Annotated in this window: 16 protein-coding genes; all 16 read right to left on the bottom strand. The window is 58.3% G+C overall.

All coding sequences use genetic code 11. From position 1 onward, the window contains the following. Nucleotides 1-2: 2 nt before the first annotated feature. Nucleotides 3-755, bottom strand: coding sequence for a flagellar biosynthetic protein FliR (gene fliR / locus AB8B33_RS01510; protein ID WP_310378812.1), 753 nt, complete (start codon nucleotides 753-755; stop codon nucleotides 3-5). Beyond that, on the bottom strand, nucleotides 752-2,839 hold the full coding sequence (flhA, locus tag AB8B33_RS01505; RefSeq protein ID WP_439014103.1) for a flagellar biosynthesis protein FlhA: 2,088 nt from the start codon (nucleotides 2,837-2,839) through the stop codon (nucleotides 752-754). Before flhA ends, fliR begins: the two co-directional genes overlap by 4 nt. Before the next feature lie 91 nt (nucleotides 2,840-2,930). Continuing rightward, the gene (fliQ, locus tag AB8B33_RS01500; RefSeq protein ID WP_439014102.1) at nucleotides 2,931-3,197 is read right to left on the bottom strand and encodes a flagellar biosynthesis protein FliQ; all 267 of its coding nucleotides are present in this window, start codon (nucleotides 3,195-3,197) and stop codon (nucleotides 2,931-2,933) included. A 112-nt stretch (nucleotides 3,198-3,309) separates the two neighbouring features. Next, complete coding sequence (gene flgD, locus AB8B33_RS01495; RefSeq protein WP_439014101.1) at nucleotides 3,310-3,768, bottom strand: flagellar hook assembly protein FlgD; 459 nt, start codon at nucleotides 3,766-3,768, stop codon at nucleotides 3,310-3,312. Continuing rightward, on the bottom strand, nucleotides 3,759-4,208 hold the full coding sequence (gene flbT, locus AB8B33_RS01490; protein ID WP_112541506.1) for a flagellar biosynthesis repressor FlbT: 450 nt from the start codon (nucleotides 4,206-4,208) through the stop codon (nucleotides 3,759-3,761). Before flbT ends, flgD begins: the two co-directional genes overlap by 10 nt. After that, nucleotides 4,205-4,552 (bottom strand): flagellar biosynthesis regulator FlaF, encoded by a 348-nt coding sequence (flaF, locus tag AB8B33_RS01485; RefSeq protein ID WP_029868528.1) that lies wholly within the window; start codon nucleotides 4,550-4,552, stop codon nucleotides 4,205-4,207. Before flaF ends, flbT begins: the two co-directional genes overlap by 4 nt. A gap of 36 nt (nucleotides 4,553-4,588) precedes the next feature. Continuing rightward, a complete protein-coding gene (locus tag AB8B33_RS01480) occupies nucleotides 4,589-5,641 on the bottom strand; it encodes a flagellar hook-associated family protein (protein WP_029868527.1) in 1,053 nt (350 codons plus the stop codon). 3 nt (nucleotides 5,642-5,644) lie between these two features. Next, nucleotides 5,645-7,099, bottom strand: coding sequence for a flagellar hook-associated protein FlgK (flgK, locus tag AB8B33_RS01475; protein WP_439014099.1), 1,455 nt, complete (start codon nucleotides 7,097-7,099; stop codon nucleotides 5,645-5,647). A gap of 19 nt (nucleotides 7,100-7,118) precedes the next feature. Next, on the bottom strand, nucleotides 7,119-8,420 hold the full coding sequence (locus tag AB8B33_RS01470) for a flagellar hook protein FlgE (protein ID WP_029868525.1): 1,302 nt from the start codon (nucleotides 8,418-8,420) through the stop codon (nucleotides 7,119-7,121). 127 nt (nucleotides 8,421-8,547) lie between these two features. Continuing rightward, nucleotides 8,548-9,219 (bottom strand): transcriptional activator Rem, encoded by a 672-nt coding sequence (gene rem / locus AB8B33_RS01465; protein ID WP_029868524.1) that lies wholly within the window; start codon nucleotides 9,217-9,219, stop codon nucleotides 8,548-8,550. A 280-nt stretch (nucleotides 9,220-9,499) separates the two neighbouring features. Beyond that, nucleotides 9,500-10,084, bottom strand: coding sequence for a lytic transglycosylase domain-containing protein (locus AB8B33_RS01460; RefSeq protein WP_439014098.1), 585 nt, complete (start codon nucleotides 10,082-10,084; stop codon nucleotides 9,500-9,502). Continuing rightward, nucleotides 10,005-11,456: a flagellar hook-length control protein FliK gene (gene fliK, locus AB8B33_RS01455; RefSeq protein ID WP_439017171.1), complete on the bottom strand. Its 1,452-nt coding sequence runs from the start codon at nucleotides 11,454-11,456 to the stop codon at nucleotides 10,005-10,007. The genes AB8B33_RS01460 and fliK overlap by 80 nt, the downstream gene beginning before the upstream one ends. A 4-nt stretch (nucleotides 11,457-11,460) precedes the next feature. After that, complete coding sequence (motC, locus tag AB8B33_RS01450) at nucleotides 11,461-12,759, bottom strand: chemotaxis protein MotC (RefSeq protein ID WP_439014097.1); 1,299 nt, start codon at nucleotides 12,757-12,759, stop codon at nucleotides 11,461-11,463. A 4-nt stretch (nucleotides 12,760-12,763) separates the two neighbouring features. Beyond that, nucleotides 12,764-14,044 carry a MotB family protein gene (locus tag AB8B33_RS01445; RefSeq protein ID WP_439014096.1) on the bottom strand — a complete coding sequence of 427 codons (1,281 nt, stop codon included), beginning with the start codon at nucleotides 14,042-14,044 and terminating at the stop codon, nucleotides 12,764-12,766. Continuing rightward, nucleotides 14,041-14,679 (bottom strand): hypothetical protein, encoded by a 639-nt coding sequence (locus tag AB8B33_RS01440; protein ID WP_113319649.1) that lies wholly within the window; start codon nucleotides 14,677-14,679, stop codon nucleotides 14,041-14,043. The genes AB8B33_RS01445 and AB8B33_RS01440 overlap by 4 nt, the downstream gene beginning before the upstream one ends. A 196-nt stretch (nucleotides 14,680-14,875) precedes the next feature. After that, a complete protein-coding gene (locus AB8B33_RS01435; RefSeq protein ID WP_439017170.1) occupies nucleotides 14,876-15,829 on the bottom strand; it encodes a flagellin N-terminal helical domain-containing protein in 954 nt (317 codons plus the stop codon). Between the last annotated feature and the right edge of the window lie 237 nt (nucleotides 15,830-16,066).

Genomic DNA, 16,066 nt, shown 5'->3' with positions numbered 1-16,066 from the left:
CCTCACCTTCCCACATATAGTGCCGCGAAGGATTGGCCGAATTGGCTGATCATTGCCGCGATCGAGAAATAGAGCAGGAAGAGGCCGCCCATCAGCAGATAAGGCGTGGAGATGAAGTAGACCGGAATCTGCGGCGCAAGCTTGTTAATGAAGCCGATCGAGATGTTGAAGATCAGCCCGTAAATCAGATAGGGGCTCGCCAGCCGCAGCATGATGTAGGTGGTCTGCTCCAGCGTATCAGTGAAGGTAATGAGCGTGGAACGCATCTGCATCAACCCGCCGAAGGGCATGGTCGTGTAGGAATCGATCAGCGCGCGGAAGACGATGTGATGGAAGTCCATGATGAAGAGAACCATCAGGCCGGCCATCGTAATGAAGGCCGTCAGGCTGATTTCGGCCGAGTCTTCGACGACATCGCTCGTGCTCGGCTGCGTGTAGCCAACCATCATGGAGACGATCGAGGCGGCAAACTGCAGGCCGAGCGTATAGAGCCGGGCGAGCATGCCGTACATGACACCGATCAGCGATTCGCTGAAAATCAGGCCGATATAGGTGCCGGAACTGGTGTGAACGGACGGATAGACCGTATCCCAGAGCACCGGCAGCACCGCAAGCGAAAGTCCGGCGGCGATGAAGACGCGCAATTGCTCCGGAACACGGGCGGAAGAAAAACCCGGAAGGGTCAGCACACAGCCACCGATCCGGCAGAAAACCAGAAACAGCGCCAGAACTGTCCCTTGCGGGTCTGAAATCATGAAATCGAGCCCAAAATCTTGATTTCGATGCCCTTGGCCAGTTCCACATGCGAGAGGACGGGAAGCGTTGCGAAGAGTCGCTCGATGATCATGCGGACATAGGAGCGCGTTTCCGGCGACGTGACAAGGGCGAATGGCAGGCCTCTATCCATGAATTCACGGATAACCTTCGTGGCCTGCTCGCTGAACTCTTCCAGAGTGCGCGGGTCGATGTCGAATTCGACGACTTCGCCCTTTGCATCACGCTTGAGAGCTTGATGGAAGGCGAGATCCCACTTGCTGCCGAGCCGCAGCACGCGCAGCACGCCATTGTCCGCCAAGTCGCCGCAGAGCTGCTGGGCCATGCGGATGCGGACGTGCTCGACGATCTGCTCCGTCTTTCTGACATGCGGGGCAAGTTCGGCAACCGCTTCCAGAATGAGGTGCAGGTTGCGGATCGAGACGCGCTCGGCAAGAAGCAGCTTCAGCACCGCCTGCAGGCCCGAATAGGACATGTGCGACGAGCAGATCTCGTCTGCGAGCTTCTTATATTCGGGGTCGAGACGATCGATCAGGATCTTCACGTCCTTGTAGGAGAGAAGCTGCGGCAGGTTGTTTCTGATAACCTCGCTCATATGCGTCAGCACGACCGAGACGTTGTCGATCGGCTGGAAGCCTTCGCGCTTCAAATCCTCGGCGAAATTTTCGAGGATCGAAACCGCCGGCATGCCGAATGCGGGTTCGCGGATTTCGTCGCCCGGGATGCTCGGCTTCCGGCCGGCGCCGGTGACGACGAGAACTTCGCCGACACGCAGAAGGTTCGAAGCAACGGTCGTGCCGTGGATGCGGATCTGGTACGACTTTTCGGGGATGCCGATATCGTCCGTCACCTTGATTTCCGGCACGACGAAACCGTACTGGGTCGCAAACTTCTTGCGCATCTTGCCGACGCGGAAGGCGAGCTCCTGATGGGCGCCAAGCAGACGGGTCGAGACCATCTTGCCGAGAGCAAGCTCGATTTCGGAGGTGCGGAGAACCGACTTGACCGAGTCCTTTTCTAGCTCCTTGCTCTGGACAACCTTCTTTTCCTCGGCATCACGGCGGATCTTGTTTTCGGCTTCGACCTGACGCGGAATGAACCAGGCGCCGAAGGCGAGAAGACCGCCGAGGATCACGAAGGGGACAAACGGCAGGCCCGGCATCAGGGCCAGGACGAACATCAGCACGGCCGAGACGGAGAGCGCGCGGGGATAGCCGCTCAGCTGATTGACGACCGCCTGGTCGGTGGAGCCGGTGGTGCCGCCGCGCGAAACGAGAAGGCCGGCGGCGAGCGAGACGATGAGAGCCGGCATCTGCGAGACGAGGCCGTCACCAACCGAGAGCTTGACGAAGACGTCGGCCGCTTCGCCGATCGGCATGCCATGGCGGAAATAACCGATGATGATGCCGCCGAAGACGTTAATGGCGGTAATGAGAAGACCCGCGACCGCGTCACCGCGAACGAATTTCGACGCACCGTCCATGGCACCGAAGAAGGAGCTTTCTTCTTCCAGTTCCTTGCGGCGGCGCTGGGCTTCCTTCTCGTCGATGATACCGGCCGAGAGGTCGGCATCGATCGACATCTGCTTGCCGGGGATGGCATCGAGGGTGAAACGTGCGCCGACTTCCGCGATACGCGTCGCACCTTTGGTGATGACGATGAAGTTGATAGTGATGAGGATCAGGAAGACGATCAGACCGATGACGAAGTCACCGGACATGACCAGGCTTGCAAAGCCGGCGATGACGCCGCCCGCAGCATCGTGCCCTTCGTTGCCGTGCGAAAGGATGACACGCGTCGTCGCAATGTTCAGCGCCAGTCGCGTCATCGTCGCGATCAGAAGGATGGTCGGGAAGGATGAGAAATCGAGAGGTTTCTGGATCCACAGCGCGACCATGAGGATCAGCACCGAGAAGGCGATCGAGAATGCCAGTCCCATGTCGATCAGGAACGGCGGGATCGGCAGGAAGAGGATGCAGATGATGCCGATGATGCCCATGGCAAAGCCGACATCACGCAGGCTCGGAGTGACTTTCGGAAGGGGTAGTGCAGGTGGTTGCGCCATAACGATTCCGTCTCTTCATGAGAGGAGGCGGACATCAGAGTCCGCCCAGTTCGGATCGACAGTTAAATGGCGAAGCTTGCGCGAAGTTGGCTCAGAAGCCGGACTGGATTCGCGAGAACACCAGATTGGTAAAAATGGAAATCTGGGAGCCCACGAAAGGGGCGGAAATACCGACCGTCACCAGAACGGCGACGATCTTCGGGACGAAGGTAAGCGTCGCTTCCTGCACCTGTGTGAGCGCCTGGATCAGCGCGATCACGAGACCGACGACCATTGCCGCAGTAACCGCAGGACCCGCCGCAACGAGAACGGTCCAGATCGCAGCCTGGAACAGGTCGAGTGCATCAGCTTCATTCATCGTCAGGCAACCTCATATCGCCTTGAAAGCAGCCAGCCCGGCCTTAGCCGGACTGGTATTTTTGGCATCATCCAAACGAACGAGCGTCAGGCCCCACCCGTTTCGTCGGCACTCAGGTATTATCCGAACCGCTATCGTCGCCCGAACCGTTGGTCGGCGCCGAATCAGAAACGGATATGCCAGCCTGAATGAGAATTTTACCGCCATTGTCCAGCGTTGCAACAAGGCCGTCCGAATAAACCTTGACGGATTCGACCTGGCCTACGGTTTTGCCGTCGGCGCTCGTCATGTATTTGCCGATATAGCTGCTCGCCTGGGTCAGGCTGGAGCTGGTCAGCAGCGTGTCGAGCTTCGTGTTCGTCTGGATCGTCTGCTCGACCTGCGAGAAGCTCGCAAGCTGCGACATCTGCTCGCTCGCATCCATCGGATCGGTCGGATCCTGGTTCTTCATCTGCGCGACAAGCAACTGAAGGAAGTTGTCGTAGTTCAGCGTGGCCTTCTGCTGCGCGGCATTGGACGAGCCATACGTGCTGCTGCCTCCACCTACGCCCTGAGTTCCGTCTACCGCCATGGTGCGATCTCCCTGCGAATCTGCTCGACCATTGTCGGGGGCAGTTCGTGATTGTTGAGAATGCCGTCTTCGATCGCGTAGAGACCACGGATCGCCTTCAGCGCGTCGAAGGCGCGGCCAGTCGAAACGAGTGCATCGATGCGCTTCAGCTCGGCGAGGATTTCCTCGTTCTTGAAGCATGTGAGCAGCATCGTGATCGACTTGCGGAACATCGCCGTCGAATGTTCCTTGCCCTCGGGATTGATGAGGATCATCTGGGCAATGAAGTAGAGTTGGCGAAGCGGCGTGGTCGCGCCTTCCGGCTGAAGCACGTGGTTTTCGAGAAGGAACGTCACATCATTCAGGAATTCCAGTGCGACCTTGCGGTCGACACGCAGGACAGCGCCGTTGATGAAGATTCTTTCTCCGGCTTTCAGAGAAATGCGAAGTGTACTTTTCATTTAAGTCCATCCCTGATGATGGTGGTAACGTCGATGATGCCCTGGTAGTTATTCGACTGACGTTTTCTAATTCTGTCGCATTCTTTCAATATCCAGATCGCAATCGAGATGAGGTTCGCCCTGAGCTCGACTTCCAACTGGTTGTCGGGATGCTTCAAATCCTCAATGAAGCTGATCCACACCCGTCGCGTATAGAAGAGAGCTTCGATAGACTCCCGGCTGTACTTCTCTTTGTCGCGCGCCACCGAAAGCAGTTCGATCGAACGTTCGAGAACCTGCCATTCCCGCTCTTTCGCGTCGGCAACCGAGTCTTGCATGACCTCGGCATAAGAGAACTGATACATTCATGCATCCTTCTTTATATTGCGCGCCTTTGCTCATCAAAGGTAGTTCACGAGACTCAACTGCTGGATCTTCGATACGATCGTGTAGGCGGTTTCGAGCTGGGTTTCCAAAGTCTTGACAAGGGTCGAAGCCTCATAGGGATCGACGCCCTGGATATCGACGAGCTTGGTCTGCATGATATTTGCCTGGGCATCGAGGGCGTCATTCGCCTTCTCGACACGCTCCTGTGACAGACCAAGCTGACTGCCCTGAGTGACAATCCCCGAGGTGGCTCTGGTCGTATAGGTGATTGCCTTTGAAGAAACCGCGCTCATTGCGTCCGTGCTGAGGCTCTGCCCCATCAAAGCAGAGGTCACCACCGTCGCCAGAGCGAAGTAACGCATGCCTTCGGAATTGGCGTTGGTCGAGGATTCAACGACTTCCGAATTGCTGATACGGCTCGTCATGTTTTGGCTGGACGCCTTCGACCAACCAGTCGTCGGGTCCGTCCAGGCCGCTTCGCTGAACATCGGCTCGACCTTGGTCTCGATGAAGGTCTTCATCTCGTCGCCGGTAAGTTGGTTAACCGGCTTCGGTGTCGGCAGGCTTGCCGCATAGGCATTCAAAGCTGTAACGATCGCCGCCGAAGTCGCAGTGGTTTTATCCGTTAGCGGCTGGATGTCAGTGTTGATGCCGGCAAAAAGATATTCGCCATTTACCATCGAGTTCGACGTGTCCATCATCGTGGAAAGCGCGCTCGTGGCCGACTGGATTGCGACCGTGATGCTGCCCGGATCGTGGCTACTCTGAAGCGCGGTCAGCTTGGAGAGGAAGCTGTCGCCGGCCTTCTTCATTTTATCGAGCCCGGTTTGAGCCGATTCCATACGAGCGTCGACGAGAGCATTGCTCAGCTTGATCGATTTGATGCGGTCGACTTCGCGGGTAAAGTCGATGCTCTTGGCTGCGTATCCCCCAAGCGACACACCGATATCTGCGTAGGTGCCGGTGGTCGCTTCCATCGTCGCCTTCGTCATCTGGTTCTGCGCCTGACGGATCGTCAATCGCATGGCGTTTTGGATGGCCGAACTTGAAATAAATGAGCTCTTCATGGCTTAACTCGCAATATCCAGCAATGCTTTCAACATTTCGTCAACGGCGTTCAAAATCTTGGTCGCCGCCTTGTAGGACTGTTCTATGTCGAGAAGGAGCGTCAGTTCCTCATCAAGGTTGACGCCGGTTTCGTTGGAATAAGCTTCATCGGTTCGTGCTGCGGCAGCCTGGGTATTTTCCGCCGCCGTCGTAGCGTTGCTGCGATTCTGCTCGAGCCAGCCGATAGAATTGGTGGCAAAGGTCAGGATGCTGATATTCGAGTCGAGACCGGTCTTCGGATCGAATGCAATCCCCGAATCCATCGACGTATAGAGACGGTCGAGTTCCGCGGTATAACCGCTCGAACCCGTCGGGTTCGCAGCCGTGCTTGTCGTATTGATGTTCCCGTCACGCAACCGCATCGGATCACCTCCCTTGGAGGTGACGACACGGTCGTTGATCGCGATCGTTCCGGCGATGCCTTTGATGATGGTACCAGCCGGCGGAACCCCGCCTGCAGTGCCAGTCGTCGGGTTTGTCCAGACGAAGAGGCCAGGATTGCCATCCTCCTGGTAAAGATTCACAAGGCCGCGAGCGACTTCATCAAGCTGGTTCTGGAAAGTCGGTGCGATATCATCGCGGATCTGCAGAAGCGAAGCCAGACTGCCCTGCGCATTGGTCGTCGAGCCCGAGCCCATATTGACGGCCACACCATCGACATAGACCTTGTTGCCTGCTGTGTCAGCCGCATAGGACTGCGTCGGCTCGAAGCTGACCGCGCGCGGGATCGTCTCGAACAGCGTCGTGCCGTCAGCCGTATAGAGCACCATGTCGTTGTTAGCGCGTGTCACTGTCGACACACCAACGATCTGGTTAATCTGCTTGAGGACCTTTTCCCGCTCATCGAGAGCGCTCGAAGGATCCTCGTTGGATGATGTCGCCTTCTTGACTGCATTGTTGGCAGTTTCGAACTGCTTCAGCAGGCTGTTCAGCGAGTCGACCTGATTCTTGATCTGCTTGTCTGCATCGGCACGCTGCTGCTGCACCGCCTTGGAGGCATTGTTCAGGGAGGTCACAACGTCTTGCGCCGCCGTAATCGCACCCTGGGCGGCAATAAGGTCGCCCGGGGTGGCGCGGAAGGTGCCGAGCTTGTCGCGGAAGGTGCGCAGGGCAACTTCAGGCGACGTTTCGTTATCGTTGCCGCCCATGATCGACTTCAGATCTTCGAGGCCGCTCAGCAGGGTCTGTTGAGCGCTGTCCTGTGAGGACGCCTTGAGATACTGTTTCAGCAGCGCATCTTCCTGTGCGCGGCTGATCTTGACCACCTGGGCGCCGTTCAGCGAGGTGGTGAGCATCGCCTGCCGGCGCACATAGTCCTTGTTGCCGGCGTTCGAGATATTATTCGATACGACGCTGCTCTGCGCGCCCGTATTGTTGAATATGCTCTGCGCGGTGTTAAGTGCTGAAGTGAGCGACATGGCTTACCCGTTACCCTTATTAACGCTTGAGGTTGACGAGAACGTCCATGAGATCGGAACCCGTCTGGAACACCTTGGAGTTGGCGGTGTAGCTGCGCTGGGATTCGATCATCTCGGTCAGTTCGCCGGCGAGATCGACGTTCGAGCCTTCGAGGGCGCCCGACTGGATCTTGCCCAAGCCGCTGGTCTGCGGGAAACCCGTGACGGTCACGCCCGACTTGCCGTTGGCCGAGTAGACGTTGCCCGACATCAGCGTCAGCAGGTCCGGGCTCGGTACGTTGGCGAGCGGAATCTGGAAAACCGGCTTGGTGCTGCCATCATCATACTTGGAGTAGACGATACCGTCAGCATCGATCGTGATATCGACCGGCGAATTCGCGCCCTGACCGTCGACGTTACCCGTGCCCGAGAAGTTGTCGCCGACCTGAGAGAGATCGAGCTTCATGCTGATGGTAAGGCCCGTCTTCGGATCGACGATGTTCGTCGTCGATGGGGCCGCGGGGACCGTCATCTGGCCTTTGTCATTGAACTGGATCGAGGTGACATTCACGGCCGCCGAGGAATAGGGGAACGAGCTCGTGCCCGTCGTCGCCTTATCGGCATTGCGAAAGACTGCCATTTCCCACTGGGTCGTGCCGGCTGCGGCCGGCGGCGATGCGGGATTGGGAACCTTCGTGTAGTAGATGTCGTACATCACCTTACTGCCGAGCTTGTCGTAGGTGACCATCGAGTACTTCTGCGTGTCGGAAGTCGCCGTAGCGGCGTTTGCGCTTGGCAGGTTGGCCGCAGTCGCCTCAATCTTTGCGCCGGGCTTCAGGTTGCCGGTCCATGTACCGTTCGCGGTCGGAACCGCCGCCAACTTCTGATCGCCGAGAACGTTGATCGGAACGAGGCCATCAAAGCCGTTGACGACGACCGCTGGAGCCGAAGAGCCCCATGGATAGCCCATGAGCGTGAAGCCGGCCGAGTTGACGAGGTTGCCGCTGTCATCCTTCGTGAAGTCACCGGCGCGGGTCAGGACGGGAACACCGTCGGCGCCTTGGACGATGAAGAAGCCGTCACCGGAAATGGCAAGGTCGTAACCGGAGGTCGTGTAGGAAATATCGCCCTGGTCGGAAACGGCCTGACGAACCGTCGTCGTCACACCGCCCGAGTTGTAGTTACCAGAGCCCGATGGCAGGACCAGCGACGAGAACGCGGTCGAAACTGCCTTGTAGCCGCTGGTGTTCACGTTCGCGATGTTATCCGAGACCGTGCTGAGGCGGTTTGCCTGCGCGTTCATCCCCGATACTGCCGTCTTCATGCTGCCGAAAATGCTCATCTGAAAACCTCGTTTTACCTGCTAATTGCAACAGTATTTGGCGGGCCTTGCGTGAAGCTGTCTGTAATGCCCAGTCGCCGATCGAAATATTTCGGCCTTCCCGCGCGGCATGGCCCGCGCCGAAAAATTAATTCCAATCAATGCAATAGCCAAGGAAGCGCTTGGAATCGACCGGGTCGACACCGAGCTTCTTACGCAGCTTCTTGCGCAGCTTGGAGATGTGGCTTTCGACGACGTTTTCTTCGACTTCCTCGTCGAAAATGCCGTAGATCGCATTGAAGATCTGTGTCTTGGTGACGCGACGGCCGCGATTGGCAATCAAGTATTCGAGGATGCGGCGCTCGCGGCGCGGCAAAGCGAAGGTTTCGCCGTGGATTTCCGGATCCCGCCCATCGGAGAAGACACGGATGGCACCGATGTCGGTGTGGTTTGCAATCGCCTTCAGGCGACGGCGGATTGCGGCGGCACGCGCGAGAATCTCACGCGGATGCACCGGTTTGCGTACAACGTCGTCCACGCCGCAATCAAAAAGGGCAAGTGTGTTTTCGAGCGATGGCTGGTCGCTGACCGCGATCACGGGCGCCATCGAGCGATCTCTGATCGCACGCGGCAACTCCATGGCGCGCTGCCCCTGGCCGATCAGGAATGCCTCGACCGCAGCGATATCGGAATCAGCCGCCGTCTGCACCCATTCGCCGAATTCATTGGGATCAAAGCCGGTTGAGGGAATTCCCTCCCGACCAAACAAAGAAGTGTAACCATCCTTCACGAGCTCACGCTCATCAACCACTACGATCATTCGTCCGCCTCCGAATCAGTGTGGCACATCGATGATCTATGGATACGAATCGCGCGAATCAGCGGCTACTCGTGAAAGTTAATGGCGGAAATTAATAATTGATTAAGAATTGGGTACCGATTTGATCTACATATAGTGGGTCAATAACATTATGCACACAAAAATTTCGTGGAAAAGTTAACGCCTGCTTAATTACGTCTTGCAAGCAGGAATCGCGCCGGATTCTTGCCACACTTTGACACAGTTCGGTCATAATTGGTGAATTCAATTATTAATTGAATTAATTTCCGCAGAAATTACTCGCATTGGGAGTCCACTTGCCGTAGCCGGTGGCGACCAGATTTGCGATGACGCGGCAGACATACTGCTTCTGCGCCGGATTATTGTTCGGTCCTGCGTGGTATCTCGCTACCGCCATGGTCCATGTTTCGTGACGATCGTGCAGGTTGCGCAGGAACTTCGCGGCATATTCCACGTTGCGGTGAGGGTCGAACATTTCCTCCACGGAGCTGAAGTTCCCGCCGTGGAAATAGTGATTGATCTGCATACATCCGATATCGATGAGCTTCGCGCCGCCCCTGCTGGCGGTGTCGAATTGCAGCAACGCGGCCTGCTCGGAGGGTGGAAACAGAGCCTTCCCCTCGACGTTCATCGCATAGGGATAGAGCGATCCCTTGCGCCCGGTTTCCGTCAGCCCGACCGAATAGAGAATTCCCTCAGGGATCCCATATTTGGCCGCAGCAGACTGAATCTCACGCTCACAGGCCCCGGTCGAAGCGGATGCGCTAGAGGTAAACGCTGCCAGAGCGGCTGCCACCAGCGTCGGCAGCAGAAGCGTTCTCAACACCGTTCCCGCCCGCACCATTGAAGCCTCCATCCGTCTGCCGCGCTGTCTGGTTCTGGCGCTCGCGCGCCTCGCCGCCCTGGCCTTGCTGGGCGAGCGACTGTTGCTGCTGCTGTGAAGTCTGTCCCTGGCTGTTTGCCTGGTTACCGGCATCAGCGCGTTCCACAGGGGCCATGCTGATGGTCACGTTATCGACCGCGTAGCCCTGGCTGCGCAGCGCCTCGAGGATCTTGCCGTGATCTTCCTTGAGCTGGCGATAGGCCGCGCCGGTCTCGACCTTGAGATCGACGTTCAGCGTATCGCCCGACAGACGCATCGTAGCCGTGACGAGGCCAAGATCGATCGGGCTCATCTGGATCTTGAGGGTGTTTACCACCTTGCCGGTGCTTGTCCATTCGGCGGCGTTCGACAAGGCGGAGCTCGGCTGCATGGCCTGCGTCCATTCCTTGTCACCCGAAAGCGCCGCTGTCACGTTTGCGGAATTCGGGTTCTGAACCAGACCGAGATAGCGGCGTGATTCCAGAACGGAGACATTTTCGACGCTCGACTTTGCCGACTTTTCGGAGCCCGGCTGTTCGGCACCGATCTGCATGTCCATCGTCTGCCCACGGCCATCGGCGCGGCTGATCCTGAACGTCTTGCCTTCGACACCTTCAGCATTCTCCGTTCCCGGCACATGCGCGTCATTGCCATGCGAGGCAACGGCTGCCAATGCATCCGACACATGCGCATCAGCCTTGGCACCGTTTACACCTTCGGCCTTGGCGTCTTTCTTGCCGGCCGTAGTGTCGTCCGCCTTCGCGACGGCATGATGAGCGGATGCCTGCAGGACAGCCGCGGCATCACCGGGCTCCTTGTTCAGCAGGCCGAGAACATCGGTGATATCGCCGTCGCCTGCTTCCGTGTCCGCGTCTGCATCGACAGTGATGTCGCCATTGAGGGTGCTGGTCTTGGTCTGCTTGGCAGGCTTGCCCACTGCCTGGGCAGCGGTCTCGGCTGCCCGATCCTTGGCGCCCGGCTTGCCCAGTCCAAAGACAGCCGTGTTCTTGCCCTGGTCCTCTTCGGACTTCACAGGCATCTTGCCGGCATTTGCGATGGTTTCGGACTGCGCGTCCACCTGTCCCTTGAGCGAGGCGTCATTCAGATCGATCAGCGGCTTCGGATTGCGGCCGCGCAGGTTGCGCGCTGCGGCCTCCGCGCTGTCGTTGGCAGCCTGCTGGTCGGATGTATCGACGGCATCGGCATCCTGATCGTTGTTGCCAGCCTTGGAGAGGGCGTCCGAGAAGCCACCGTTCTGATCCGCAGCCTCGCCTTTGCCGGCTCCCCGACCGGATCTTACGGACGCAGACGCATCCGTGCCGGGCGCTCCGCCCGAGACGCTGATATCCATCATCATCTTACTTGCCTTCTTGGGCCAGGAGACCGTCGATTTCGTCGAGCTTGGATCGATTGGTCGTCACGAAAGAGGTGAATGAAGGGTCGACATCCTGGCTTCTCGTGCCAGCAGAAGCCGCGCCTTCGACAACAGGTTCCGGAGCAGCAACTGGCGCTCCTTCCGGTTGCGCAGCCGTGGCGGCTGCAGCCTGTTCAGAAGTGATTTCTTGATTAGTATTATTAGGGGTCGAGCCTTGTGTCAGGCTTGCCGGATCCGGAGCCCGCAATATCTGCTCGGCGACGGATCGTGCGGCAGCTTGCAGTGCCTGGTCCTGTGGCGAGAGCGATGCGCCGGAGATATTGGCGATATATTTGGCAGCCTGATCAATATCGTCGGTGGGGACGTTCGCCATGCCGTTATAGAAATCGGCGAGCGGTCCAAAAGGATTGTCCGTCCCCTCGCCCAGCGACTGAACGCGCTGGGCAGCCATACGGGCGAGCTCGGGCTTTCCGGCAATCGCAGCGGCGCGCGCGACGCGCAGATAGACCTCGCGCTGGCGCGGCGCATCCATGAAGGACAGGATATCGACGACCGTCTGCGGACTGACATCGTGATCGTGGCTGACGATCAGCTTGACGAAGAGATCGGCGAACTGGCTGGCATAGGGCGAATGGAGGAAGCGGCGGATATAGCGTTGCGAATAGGCGACCCCCTTGTCGACCTGCCCGGTTTCGACGCAGATGGCGACCGAGCGGCGTAGCGCCGCCTCCTCCACGATGGTGCCGGGTGCATTGAGCCGCGCTCTGTCATAAAGAGTAAGAGCGTCCAGCGGCTTCGTGGCGATCAGCACATTGCCGCCGATCAGCGCCAGATAAGGGCCGATCTTCTTGCCTTCATACTCCTTGGCGGTTTCCTCCAGCGTCCTGGAGACAAGCAGGCCCTTGCCGCTCAGATATTTCCGCAGCACGTCGGTGACGCGATTATCGAAGTAGCCGTTGACGTCATGGGTGACGAGATATTCCAGCGTCTGAGGATTGCCGCCACTCATCACATAGATCAGCGCGGCATCGACGTTGCGATCGTCATCGTAGACGGACGGATCAACGTTGCGCAGGCGCTGATCGATCTTGCCAAGCATGAAGCGCTGCATTTCACCGGCGGAATGATCGCCTGCTACAACCGAGTCCTGAACGAACTGCAGAGAGCGCAGCATCTTGTATGGCGCGAGATCGTCCGCATCCGCGGCATGACCGACGGCGGGCGACATCATCGCCAGGCCGAAGACCGCATATCTGAAATAGCGATGCTGCCTGCGCGTCATGCGACTATCCTTGATCTGCCTGCACGAGTATCTCGATCCGGCGGTTTGACGCGTTGTAGGGGTCCTCGGGCAACTTCAGGCGACGGTCGGCGAAGCCGGAAACCTGGGAAATGCGATTCTCATCGAGGCCGCCGCGAACGAGCATGTAGTAAGCGCTCTGGGCACGGTCCATCGATAGACGCCAGTTCTCGTTGAGATCGCCCTTGAACTTCCGGCCGTCCGTATGGCCACGGACGGCGACGGCTCCGCCCCTCTGCTTCAGGATCGCGCCGATCTTCTGCATCGCGAGGACCATTTCCTGGCGCGGCACTGCGGAGCCGATGTTGAACATGGAGTCGTCGTTCTGGTCGGAAATGCTCACCAGCAGGCCACCTTCGGACGCCGTTACCGTCAGGCCCTCGGCGAGCTTGCCGGCGACGCCCGCGATCTGCTGGGCAATCTCTTGCTGCAGTTCCTCGGCCTGCTGCTTGTCTTCAGCTTGCTTGGCCTCTTCCTTTTTGTCGGCGTCCTTGGTCTTGTCCGCCTGCTTGTCTTTGGTCTTATCCGCCTTCTTGTCCGCCTGTTTCTCTGTCGAAGCGGCAACGGCAGCGCTATTGGCATCCTTGCTCAGCAGAGTGGAGGGCTGGGTATTTTCGGCCTTGGCCATCTCGTTCGGTTCGGCCTGCGAATCGAGCGGCGAAGGCTGCTGCGGCTTACCGGCGGTGGTAACTTCGACCTGCTTGGTCCAGAAATCCGGATCGAAGGGGTCGCGGTAGGCTTCGCCGCCATCGGCACCGGTCGCCGGGCCTGAGTCCGCCGCACCGCCGTCACCCTTGGCGCTGACGTTTGCCTGCTGGCCAACTTCCTGGGCAATCTCTGCGAGAACCGAATAGGGATTCTCGAAGAAATCGGCTTCCGAGTAATTGGTCTTGTCGCCGGAGGTCGAGGTCTGGTCCTCACCGTCAGCGGCAGACTTGCCCTGGTTCGGATTCTCTTCCTTATTCTTCGACTTTTCCTGGTTCTGCTCGCCCTCGGCCTGGTCGACGGGCTTTTTCAAGCCTTTTTCGGTCGGCTTTTCGTCGGAAAGCTTGATAGGATTAAAATAGGTCGCGATCGAGGCCTTGGTTTCTTCGTTGGCAGCGTTGACGAGCCACATGACGAGGAAGAAGGCCATCATTGCCGTCATGAAGTCAGCATAGGCAATTTTCCACGCACCGCCATGAGCGCCGTCGTGATCCCCACCGCCATGTTTCTTGACGATGATGATCTCGTTCTTGCCGTGGTGATGGTTTTCGCCGTCGCTCATTCGGAAACTTTCTTCAAGCTAGCCGCCCAGGCGGAAATACGGGTCACGAGCACGGTTTCGCCAATCTCGGCAGCAAGGTCGACGTCATCAGCCTCATGATGGCGGACCAATGCGGCATGCTCTCCAAGTTCATCCTTGAGGATATCGAAAAGCTTGGCCGGACCACGCACGACGATCGGCGCCGCCGCGCCGTCGAGGATCGCCTCCCGCAGCAGGACGGCAAGATTTTCGGTCGCTTTCTTTGCGAGCGCTTCGGTCATGACCGGTGTGATGGCTGCCGCGGTCACTTCGCTGACGAGGGTGGCAATCTCTTCGGCCATGTCGCGGATACGGGAAGCGATCACCGCAGCCGCCTCGATCTCGTAGCGGAGTTTCAGCTCCTCGATCTCACGCACATGCGCTTCGGCCGCGGCCTGGGCTTCGCCTTCGTATTTTTCGGCCAGTTCCACGGTTGCTTCCGCGAAACCTTCGGAATAGGCCTCGCGCCGCTCCGCCTCTACGTCGATTTCGGGCTCCTGCGGCAGATCCGCAAATGCGGAGGCGGTTTCGGCGGCGAAATCATCAACATCGATGATCGGTGCCGAGGGACTCGGCTCACCGAAATCCTTCAAATACCGGGAAAGCATAATGCTCATAAAAAACCGTCCAGTATTCGGGGGGCACGCGGCATGCCCCCGCTTGAAAAATGACCATCGTCCTTGCCGGCATGCCGTTCCGGTTCGGGAGAGGCCCAGGGCCTGTCGCCGGCATGGATTCGGACGCTGCCTTCATGCCGGAAACTAGAAACCCAAACTTGCGCGAGGATGAATGGTGCCGCCCTCGCCCTGATCATTATTCGAGCAGGATGAGAATCTTGCTGGCTGATGCATTCAGAATGGAGATCGCTTCAACGGCCATCTGCTTCTGGGTTTCGATGGCCTTCTGGCGGGTCGAGGCCTCGTCCATATCGGTGTCGACGAGGGCGCCGACGCTCTTGTCAACAGCGTCGGACAGGTCTGCGGTATAATCGATCTGATCGTCGATGCGAGCCTTCATGATACCAATCCCTGCTGCCGAATTCGTAAGCTGCTTGAGCATGGCGTCCGTGGCCGTCAGCATATCCGTGAGCTGCGCGTCGGTGGTCGACTTGCTGATGGAGATTTCCGTGCCGGTCGCCGGCGTCGCGGAGTTCACGTTCAGGAGATAGTAATTGCGGACCGGCGTGCCGTCAGCATTGCCGTTGACCGCCTTGGTGAACAGGCCGCCATTGGCATTGTTCCTATCTATCAGGATGGTCTGAGACGACGGAAAATCGATGGTCTGCGCCTGATACTCGCCTGTCGGCGCACGCACGAAGCTGCCGATGATCTTCCATTGCGGGGGTGCCGCAGGCTCGCCGTTCAAAAGCCAGTTCTCGCCGGCGAAGGACGTTCCTTCGACCATCGTCTGGAGCTGGTTCTTGTATTCGGTGATTTCCGCATTGATCTTGTCCTTGTCGGCGCCCGGCTCACGCGCAGCAACCAGCTTGGCTCTGAGATCGCCGAGGAGATCGATGGCGGAGTTCATCGCCGTATAGGTCGAATCAACCTTTGCGGCGCCGAGGCCAAGGGCATCGCCAATGGTGCCCAGATTGGTACTGTCGCCGCGCATGACGCTCGCGATCGACCAATAGGTCGCATCGTCGGCCGCAGTCGCGACCCGCTTCGCCGTAGAAATCTGCTGCTGTACGTCGGTTGATTCTTTAGTGATGCTGCGCAGCACTGCCAGCGCACTCACCGCGGCCGCGTTGGTAATCTTGACGGTCATCGACATGGTCTCGGAAAGGTGAATGGGCAGGCCGGTTTTTGCCGGCAGCGACTGAACTGGCTTCATGCCGCCGGCGGGTCCCCCACACCGGTGCGTCGCAAAACAAATCAACTCCCGGCAACGTTAACCCGATATCAACCACTTTCGCAAGAGCGGAAACGGGGATTGAAACAGCAGCGCCGATGTTCATGCAAATTATTGAAATAAAAGAAAAACCGCGCCGAAACAGCGCGGTTT

The organism is Rhizobium sp. 768_B6_N1_8 (assembly GCF_051811225.1).
GTDB lineage: Bacteria > Pseudomonadota > Alphaproteobacteria > Rhizobiales > Rhizobiaceae > Rhizobium.
The sequence above is the reverse complement of the archived record's forward strand: the minus strand, read 5'-3'. Positions and strand labels throughout refer to the sequence as shown.

Coding starts and splice junctions, on each gene's coding strand:
- fliR (WP_310378812.1), bottom strand. CDS start 755: ATGATTTCAGACCCGCAAGGGACAGTTCTGGCGCTGTTTCTGGTTTTC.
- flhA (WP_439014103.1), bottom strand. CDS start 2,839: ATGGCGCAACCACCTGCACTACCCCTTCCGAAAGTCACTCCGAGCCTG.
- fliQ (WP_439014102.1), bottom strand. CDS start 3,197: ATGAATGAAGCTGATGCACTCGACCTGTTCCAGGCTGCGATCTGGACC.
- flgD (WP_439014101.1), bottom strand. CDS start 3,768: ATGGCGGTAGACGGAACTCAGGGCGTAGGTGGAGGCAGCAGCACGTAT.
- flbT (WP_112541506.1), bottom strand. CDS start 4,208: ATGAAAAGTACACTTCGCATTTCTCTGAAAGCCGGAGAAAGAATCTTC.
- flaF (WP_029868528.1), bottom strand. CDS start 4,552: ATGTATCAGTTCTCTTATGCCGAGGTCATGCAAGACTCGGTTGCCGAC.
- AB8B33_RS01480 (WP_029868527.1), bottom strand. CDS start 5,641: ATGAAGAGCTCATTTATTTCAAGTTCGGCCATCCAAAACGCCATGCGA.
- flgK (WP_439014099.1), bottom strand. CDS start 7,099: ATGTCGCTCACTTCAGCACTTAACACCGCGCAGAGCATATTCAACAAT.
- AB8B33_RS01470 (WP_029868525.1), bottom strand. CDS start 8,420: ATGAGCATTTTCGGCAGCATGAAGACGGCAGTATCGGGGATGAACGCG.
- rem (WP_029868524.1), bottom strand. CDS start 9,219: ATGATCGTAGTGGTTGATGAGCGTGAGCTCGTGAAGGATGGTTACACT.
- AB8B33_RS01460 (WP_439014098.1), bottom strand. CDS start 10,084: ATGGTGCGGGCGGGAACGGTGTTGAGAACGCTTCTGCTGCCGACGCTG.
- fliK (WP_439017171.1), bottom strand. CDS start 11,456: ATGATGGATATCAGCGTCTCGGGCGGAGCGCCCGGCACGGATGCGTCT.
- motC (WP_439014097.1), bottom strand. CDS start 12,759: ATGACGCGCAGGCAGCATCGCTATTTCAGATATGCGGTCTTCGGCCTG.
- AB8B33_RS01445 (WP_439014096.1), bottom strand. CDS start 14,044: ATGAGCGACGGCGAAAACCATCACCACGGCAAGAACGAGATCATCATC.
- AB8B33_RS01440 (WP_113319649.1), bottom strand. CDS start 14,679: ATGAGCATTATGCTTTCCCGGTATTTGAAGGATTTCGGTGAGCCGAGT.
- AB8B33_RS01435 (WP_439017170.1), bottom strand. CDS start 15,829: ATGACCGTCAAGATTACCAACGCGGCCGCGGTGAGTGCGCTGGCAGTG.